7 protein-coding genes are annotated in these 8,500 nt (G+C 41.1%); 3 read left to right on the forward strand and 4 right to left on the reverse strand.

Annotation, left to right across the window (positions count from 1 at the left end):
* Positions 1-489 precede the first annotated feature (489 nt).
* Together CWB60_RS19635 and CWB60_RS19640 are read left to right on the forward strand one after the other, a co-directional pair.
* Positions 490-1,080, forward strand: coding sequence for an ABC transporter ATP-binding protein (locus CWB60_RS19635; protein WP_138579431.1), 591 nt, complete (start codon positions 490-492; stop codon positions 1,078-1,080).
* Entirely contained in the window at positions 1,077-2,189 is a 1,113-nt protein-coding gene (locus CWB60_RS19640; protein ID WP_138579433.1) for a DUF6136 family protein, read from the forward strand. The genes CWB60_RS19635 and CWB60_RS19640 overlap by 4 nt, the downstream gene beginning before the upstream one ends.
* A 4-nt stretch (positions 2,190-2,193) precedes the next feature.
* Here CWB60_RS19640 and fadE read toward each other — a convergent pair whose 3' ends face one another.
* Positions 2,194-4,650, reverse strand: coding sequence for an acyl-CoA dehydrogenase FadE (gene fadE, locus CWB60_RS19645; protein ID WP_138579435.1), 2,457 nt, complete (start codon positions 4,648-4,650; stop codon positions 2,194-2,196).
* 297 nt (positions 4,651-4,947) lie between these two features.
* On the opposite strand from fadE, the gene CWB60_RS19650 reads away from it, so the two are divergent.
* Positions 4,948-5,712, forward strand: a complete 765-nt coding sequence (locus tag CWB60_RS19650; protein ID WP_004587229.1) for a class II glutamine amidotransferase — start codon at positions 4,948-4,950, stop codon at positions 5,710-5,712.
* 73 nt (positions 5,713-5,785) lie between these two features.
* Here CWB60_RS19650 and CWB60_RS19655 read toward each other — a convergent pair whose 3' ends face one another.
* Genes CWB60_RS19655 through purM form a run of 3 tightly spaced genes read right to left on the reverse strand, consistent with a single transcriptional unit; the run spans position 5,786 to position 8,239 of the window.
* Positions 5,786-6,523: a DUF3108 domain-containing protein gene (locus CWB60_RS19655; protein ID WP_029772580.1), complete on the reverse strand. Its 738-nt coding sequence runs from the start codon at positions 6,521-6,523 to the stop codon at positions 5,786-5,788.
* Positions 6,524-6,539: 16 nt separating this feature from the next.
* Positions 6,540-7,187 carry a phosphoribosylglycinamide formyltransferase gene (purN, locus tag CWB60_RS19660; protein ID WP_004588939.1) on the reverse strand — a complete coding sequence of 216 codons (648 nt, stop codon included), beginning with the start codon at positions 7,185-7,187 and terminating at the stop codon, positions 6,540-6,542.
* Positions 7,187-8,239, reverse strand: a complete 1,053-nt coding sequence (gene purM / locus CWB60_RS19665; RefSeq protein WP_138579437.1) for a phosphoribosylformylglycinamidine cyclo-ligase — start codon at positions 8,237-8,239, stop codon at positions 7,187-7,189. The genes purN and purM overlap by 1 nt, the downstream gene beginning before the upstream one ends.
* Between the last annotated feature and the right edge of the window lie 261 nt (positions 8,240-8,500).

Here is an 8,500-nt window from a genome sequence, read left to right on the forward strand (position 1 = left end):
ACCGTGTGAGTCTAGTGACTCCTGCACCACTTTTCTTTTAAATTCCTCTGCATGTTTACGAAACGCTTTTACTTTCATGAGAACTGACTCCTAAATAGGTGTCTACTTTTATGGAGTCAGATCAATAATTTACACGTAAACCGTAGTAGATTTGAATTAAAAACTCATAGCTTAATTTTTAGTTTAGTTCATAGCTTTACGTGTTATCAGAATTCAAATTGTCCTTTAAAGTAGTTTATATGGCTTGAGGCTAAGTCATAGCGCCGCAGATGTAAAAAGCTTATCTTTATAGTGAAGTGTTAGAGAGGAACGCTGTTGATGTCACAAGCTTTTTCAGAGCTTCTGATACTGTTTCACTTTGCTAAAAGATTTATCGCTATTAGAAAGCGACGTTACTTTCCCGTTAGTGTTGTTTTAAAGCTGTGGTGATGGGTTTTGTTTCTCATAAAAGTTTATTTATAATATCACGCTTACTTATAGGGATATTTTATGATTGAAGTGATTGGCTTAAATAAGCAGTTTGTTACCAACGTGGTTTATCGTGATTACAATAAAGTGTTTAGCAGCCAAAAAATATGCATCGAAGCACCTAATGGCCAAGGGAAAACAACTCTATTGATGATGTTAGCGGGGCTTGAAACTTACGAAAGTGGTGAGCTTTTGTTTTCTGGAAACACATTAACCGAACCACATAGGCAAGTTGCTATAGCCTCTGACAGTATTGCTTTACCCGACTTTTTAACAGCAAAGCAAATAATTAACTTATCCTCAAATACATTTGGCTGTTGTTGGCCAACAGCTATAGTCGATGGGTTTAATTTTAATGAATTTCTAAATACGCGCTTTGACGCTCTATCATCAGGAAACCAAAAGAAGTGTCAGTTAATTTTAGCGCTTATGCGCGATGCACCGTATTTACTGTTAGATGAACCCAGTGCAGCGCTTGATCAAGCGAGTATTGAGTATTTATTAATTTTACTTGATGAATATTTAGTAAATAAGCCACAAGGTCAAATAATTATTACCTGTCACGAGCCCGAGCCTTTTTTACTGCATGGCTTTGAGTGTATGCCTTTATGATTGCAAATTTAAAACAATCTATTGGCCAATACCGCTCTTTTATGGATTATCGTTTTCTGGCATACAAGACTGAACTTACACAATTATTATTACAACTGAAAAGCTTTGGGTTGTTATTTTTAGTGGTGTTAGGCTCGTCAGTGTTGGGATTGATATTGCTATTTTTTTTAGGGCTTGGAAAAATTATTGATAGTAGTGATGCACCTCAATATGGTGCGCAAATGGCTTGGCTGTATTTGCTGCTACAAAGTGTAATGTTAAGCGCAATGAAGTCTGCAATAAAAAACTCAGCCCAACGAGCGTTTCAACAGACATTGGTAAAGCGGTATTGGCTTGGTTTGGTGGATATAAAGCTTTTACTGTTAAGTAATGGCTGGTTGATTGCAAGCCTTGTTATTGCGATTGAACTGAGCATAAACCAGTGGCTTAGGGTGCCGCATTTTTTGGTGTTTTTACTATTACAATTTCTCCTCGGCATTTTATGCTTATACAAGCCAATAGCGCTTGTTTATGGATTTTTATTATCTGCAATGTGGCTAATGTTACCGTTTGATGTAAGTCCACTGATTTATCAGTGTGCCTTTGTGCTGTTATTTGCCTTAAGCACCTTAATGGTACCTTTTAATTTTGCAGCTAAGTTAGAGCTAAGCTCGCTTACAGGCTTTTGGCTAATGTTTTTTATACACAACAGCTGGACTTTGATTTGGCGAGGTGCTTTATTGTTGTGCGTATTTATGGCATTTGAGGTACTACTACAAGAGCGCGCTAATTTAGCTGATATATTTAGTATTTTGTCACTAGCTTTTGTGGTGTTGTTTAGTAGTTCATTACAATTTGATTGTAGTCATCTACATCAACAATATAGTGTGTTTTTTAAAATGCAGAATAAGCAAACAGCATTTTTTATTGGCCAATTTGTTCCTAGTTTAATTGTGCTCTTACTTTCGCTTATTGGTTTTTTTGCTTTATTTAACCAAGCAAGTGGCTTGTTGCTATTAACTGGCATTATTTGGTGCGCACTCCAACAAGCTATCGTGCAAAAAAAACCAGCGCATTACGCGCTGGTTTGGATGATCACAACAGGAGGACTGTTGGCTGCGTTAACCTAACGGGTTAAGCTGCATCTGCTTTGCTGTCTTCACTTTTACGTGCGGCTTTGCCTGCTAATAAATCAGCTGGGTCAAAGTCATCAACGTTAATCACATCTAAGCGGGCTTTTTCAACAGCGGCTAATTTATCAGCTTCTGCTTGGCTTAATATGCCAGCTTCAAGGCCCATTTGCGCTACTTTATCAAGTTGGAAGAATGGCAGTTTAAGGCCTTTTTCTTTACATACTCGTTCAAATAACGGCTCTACAGCCAGTACGTCTTTAAGTGTTTGCTCTTGACGGCCAACTAGGTTTAGTGGCTCATCTTTTAAGTAAACATAGCTTGCTAAACGGTTACGCGTTTCGCTAGGTACTTGAAGTAGTTGTGCTAGTTTATGCTCAAGTTTGTCGGTAGGTTTACGAACCGGGCGACCAAACGGGAATAACAATACTTTTAATACGCCACGTAATGGGGCAGAGGGCATGTTATTGATTAAATCAGCAAGGGCACGTTGGCAGTGGTAAAGATGATCCTGACAGCTCCATTTTACTAGGGCTAAATCTTCTTGTTTACGGCCTTCGTCGTTATAACGTTTAAGCGTTGCAGACACTAAATATAAGTAGCTTAGTAAGTCACCTAAACGTGCTGAAATGCGCTCTTTACGTTTAAGCGAGCCACCAAATACCGCCATGCTAATGTCAGACATAAGCGCAAGCGATGCACTAAAGCGTGATGCTATACGGTAAAACTCTGCGGTGTCGTCTTTGTACGGTACGCTAGTAAAACGTGCACCACTAAGCGCAAGCCACTTAGTACGTACAAGGTTCGACATCGTAAAGCCAATGTGGCCCATTAGCGCTTTATCAAATACGTTAAGCGCTTCTTCGCGGTCTTCAATTTCACAAGCACCAAGCTCGGTTAGTACAAATGGATGACAGCGAATTGCACCTTGACCATAAATAATCATATTACGGGTCAAGATGTTGGCACCTTCTACTGTTATAGCAATAGGGGCACCTTGATAGCCACGACCTAAATAGTTATTTGGCCCAAGCATAATCCCTTTACCGCCAAGTACGTCCATTGCATGAATGGTCGACTCGCGCATTTGCTCGGTAAGGTGGTATTTAATAATAGCTGAAACAACCGATGGCTTTTCACCTAAATCTACCGCACCGGTTGACATACTAACTGCTGCATCTGAGCTGTAAGCGTAACCTGCAAGTTTAGCCAGTGACTCTTCAACACCTTCCATTTTACCAATTGGTAAACGGAACTGACGACGAATACGGCTGTATGCACCTGTTGCTACGGCAATTGTTTTAATGCCACCGGCAGAGTTTGATGGCAATGTAATTGCACGGCCAACCGATAAACATTCAACCAGCATTCGCCAGCCTTGGCCAGCCATTTCTGGGCCACCAATAATGTAATCAAGGGGTACAAAAATATCTTTACCGCGAGTCGGGCCATTTTGAAATGGTACGTTAAGCGGGAAGTGGCGACGACCAATTTCAACACCTGGCGTGTTAGTTGGAATAAGTGCACAGGTAATGCCTGGCTCTTTGTTGTCGCTTAGTAAACCATCTGGATCTTGTAGTTTAAAGGCAAGACCAAGTACTGTAGCCACTGGTGCAAGAGTAATGTAACGCTTGTTCCAGGTAAGGCTAATACCTACTACTTCTTCACCGTTCCATTGCCCTTTACACACTACACCGTAATCAGGAATTGAGCTCGCGTCAGAGCCTGCTTCTGGCGAGGTTAATGCAAAACATGGAATTTCTTGGCCTTGGGCTAAGCGCGGTAAATAATGATTTTTTTGATCTTCAGTACCGTAGTGCTGTAGTAATTCACCTGGGCCTAACGAGTTAGGTACACCTACAATTGACGATAGTAAGGTCGATTTACTGGTTAACTTTTGCAGAACACATGATTGTGCAAACGCAGAAAACTCTAAACCGCCGTATTCTTTTTTGATGATCATGGCAAAGAATTTATTATCTTTTAGATATTGCCATACATCTTGCGGTAAATCGGTAAGCTCGTGTGTTGCTTCCCAATCATCTAGCATGCTACATACTACTTCTACAGGGCCATCAATAAAGGCTTGCTCTTCAATAGTCAGCTTTGGTACTGGGTATTGGTGTAGCTTTTTCCAATCTGGGTTACCACAAAATAAATCAGCTTCCCACCACGTAGTACCGGCATCGATTGCTGACTTTTCAGTGTCAGACATGCTTGGCGTTACTTTTTTAAAGGTAGTAAAAACCGGCTTGATAATATATTGCTGACGAATGCCAGTAACAGAAAGAGGAACTGCGATGATCAAAAAGATCAACCAGCTAATTAAACCAAAAGCACCTGCAAAGGTACCAATTAATAATGTTGCGGCAGAAACACCAAGTGCTGTGTTCCAACTCGCTCTGTGGTAAACCGCGATGCTGAGCAGTGCGATTAAACCGAGTGTAAATATGAGTGTCATTGCTTATTCCTTAATAGAGGTCAGACCACCTCAGTTAGAGTAGCGCTAGTGAGCGTAAGTTTCAAGTACATTACACCGTTAAATTAACGACAAACTAGCTATTATGCTTATCCTTATTCCCTTTATAAGGAACGAGCATGCACCACTGCTGTGTTTAATTCAATCACAGCAATTATTTAAGCACTAAAAATCAGTAAATCAGCTAGCCAAAAAAGTTTTTTTAAGTAAGTATGTCTGTTGTAGCGCACAGTAAAGTACAGCGCTATTTATACGTATTTTTTAAGGGTTAGTTTATTAATGTGTGAATTACTTGGCATGTCAGCCAACGTACCTACGGATATTTGTTTTAGTTTTTCAGGTTTATTAGAGCGCGGTGGTAATACTGGCCCGCATAAAGATGGCTGGGGTATAACGTTTTATGAGGGTAAAGGGTGTAGAACCTTTAAAGATCCTGAGCCAAGCTATCAATCAGAAATCGCCAAGCTAGTAAAAGCTTACCCCATTAAAAGCGTGTCGGTAATTAGCCATATTCGCCAAGGCAACCGTGGTCGAGTGTGCCTTGAAAATACCCACCCGTTTACTCGTGAGCTTTGGGGGCGCGAAATTACCTATGCACATAATGGCCAGTTATCTAACTATCACGATTTAAAACCACAATATTATCGCCCTGTGGGTAACACCGACAGTGAGCTGGCGTTTTGTTGGTTGCTAGATAAAATTCGTGAAAAATACCCAAAACGTCCCTCTAATATGGCCTCTGTATTTAGATATGCGGCTAAGCTTTCACATACGTTACGTGAAAAGGGCGTATTTAATATGTTATTGACCGATGGCGTATTTGTATTGGCTTACTGCACGAATAACTTACACTACATAACGCGCCGAGCGCCATTTGGTAAAGCAACGTTAATTGATGCCGATATGGTGGTTGACTTTAACGAAGAAACCACCCCAAACGATGTAGTAACAGTAATAGCTACACGGCCATTAACCAACGACGAACGCTGGCAAAAAATGCAGCCAGGGGAGTTTGCGTTATTTAAAATGGGCGAACTAATTTAGTTAATTAGCCTAAAAGCAAACACAAAAAAACGCGATATAAAATCGCGTTTTTTTGTGTTTGCTATCACCGTGTTTACGGCGCTTCTGATCTTACTTCGCTGCTTTCACTTACTGGAGTAGAAACAGGTTGGGTAACGGTAAATGAATTCATTTGTACCTCAAACTGCTCCATGCCTTTTTCGCCTTTCCACATACGTACAAGCATGTAGTCCATTTCTGGTGCAAACCAGGCAAGGGCTTGGCGTTTATCGTTATCGTATAAACGTTTTACTTTTATAGCTTCTACGTTACCAATTGGCAACGAAATCATTTCTTTGCCAACCACTTCAAAGTTGTAGTCGCGGCGATTGCCTTTTTTATCAATAAGCGGAAACGAAAAATAAGTTTCGCCTTTTTTTAAGCCTTCGCGTACTTGTACTTGATACGAAATAGCATCTTGAAATTCGTCAGTCCATTCGCACTTTAGCGGGTATTCGCTAGTACTACTGGTGACCACTTTATTTTGTGTATCAAAGTCTATTTTATAATCTTTATCTGGGCCGGTGCCGGTACGCACCATATTGTAATGATGAGGAGTGACTTTGTTATCTAAAAAAGTAAATACTGAGGTTTCTTCTCGCTTGTCAGAGAAAATCATCCACTCAATATTGCTGTGATAAGTAAGTTGATATGTTTGCTCGCCAACTTTTTTAAGTTCGCGTACTGCCTCGCCATGATTTTTACCTTTGCGTAAAATATCGTAGCTGGCTTGATACTCTGTTAGTTCGCCTGCAATTAGGCTAGTAGGAAGTAAAGCGCCCACACATAACAGCAGGGCACTTATTTTTTTATTGTGGGTAGTGCGCGCCGTGTGCAGGAAGTTGTTTTTCGTCAAGAACTGCATAATCTGCTTCCATAGTAAGTCTGTGTTCACTGAACCACTTGACCACCAAAGGATAAATTATATGCTCTTGTTCGTGCACGCGTTTAGCTAATGTTTCTGCTGTATCATCCTTGAGTACAGGTATTTGCGCCTGAAGAATAACGGGACCGCCGTCTAACTCTTCAGTTACAAAATGAACACTTACGCCATGAACATCGTCTTTTGCATCAATTGCTCTTTGGTGGGTATTCAGCCCCTGATACTTAGGCAACAAAGATGGATGAATGTTCAACATTTTTCCAACATATTTTTGCACTAAGCTAGGAGTAAGAATACGCATAAACCCAGCTAATACAACTAGATTTGGCATAAAAGAGTCAATAACGTTCATTAATTGCGCATCATAGGCCTCGCGCGAGTCAAAATCTTTGTGACTGAGCACTTTTGTAGCAATACCTGCTTGTTTTGCACGCTCAAGGCCGTAAGCGTCTGCTTTGTTACTTATAACAGCCGCTATGTGTCCGTTTATTTCGCCGCGCTCGCAGGCATCAATAATGGCTTGTAAATTAGAACCACTACCCGATATTAATACCACTAAGCGAATGGGTGCCATTACTTAGCACCACCTACAATTTCTACTTGCTCTTCGCCGGCAACAGCATCTTGAATTTCACCAAGGTGCCATGCGTTTTCGCCAAGCTCTTTTAAAATGCTTAAGCTTTGCTCTAGCGCATCGCCTGGTACTACTAATACCATGCCTACACCACAGTTAAATGTACGGTACATTTCGTGCGTAGTAATATTGCCGTTTTCTTGTAACCAGTTAAAAACGGTTGGCCACTCCCAGCTATCGCCTTTAACTACTGCTTTTGCAGAATCAGGTAATACACGCGGAATGTTTTCCCAAAAGCCGCCGCCAGTAATATGCGATAGGGCATGCACGTCTACTTGCTTAAATAACTCAAGTAAAGGCTTAACGTAAATACGGGTTGGCTCTAGTAAGTGCTCGCCTAGTGTTTTGCCGTCAATAACTTGGTTCGTATCGGCGTTTGATACTTCAAGCACTTTACGAATTAAAGAAAAGCCGTTTGAGTGCGGACCGCTAGAGGCAAGGGCAATAAGTTGATCGCCGGCTGCTACTTTTGTGCCATCAATAATTTTAGATTTTTCTACTACGCCGGTACAAAAACCGGCCATGTCGTAGTCTTCACCATCGTACATACCTGGCATTTCAGCTGTTTCGCCGCCAATCAGGGCACAGCCAGAAATCTCACAGCCTTTACCAATACCGGTTACTACATCGGCCGCTGTGTCTACATCTAGTTTACCTGTTGCATAGTAATCTAGAAAAAACAGGGGTTCAGCGCCTTGTACTATTAAATCGTTTACACACATTGCAACTAAATCAATACCTACAGTGTCGTGTTTTTTTAAGTCGATAGCTAAACGTAGTTTAGTACCTACACCGTCAGTACCTGCCACTAGTACTGGCTGTTTGTAACCTTCTGGAATTTCGCAAAGAGCGCCAAAACCACCAATTCCGCCCATTACTTCTGGACGACGCGTTTTTTTAACTACGCCTTTAATACGCTCAACAAGTGCATTACCAGCGTCGATATCTACGCCCGCGTCTTTATAGCTTAATGACTGTTTTTGTTCGCTCACAGGTTTTCCTCAAATAATTGCTTGGGGTTGCTTTTCGATAGCTTAGAAACGCGCGTATTTTACAACAATTGCAACTGCGCGGCTAGCTCAAATATAGTTTTGAAATAATTAACAAGGACACTTGTCCGCTATTAGTTTGTTAATTGCACAAAAAAAGCACCCTAGGGCGTGTTGACCTTTGCGGATTGGAATTTGTTCAATCTAGGGGCGATTAAACCGCGGCGCGAGGTTTGTAACCTAGTGGGCTAAGTAAAATTCGAG

The sequence above is a fragment of the Pseudoalteromonas sp. S327 genome, assembly GCF_005886415.1.
Classification (GTDB): Bacteria; Pseudomonadota; Gammaproteobacteria; order Enterobacterales; family Alteromonadaceae; genus Pseudoalteromonas; species Pseudoalteromonas atlantica.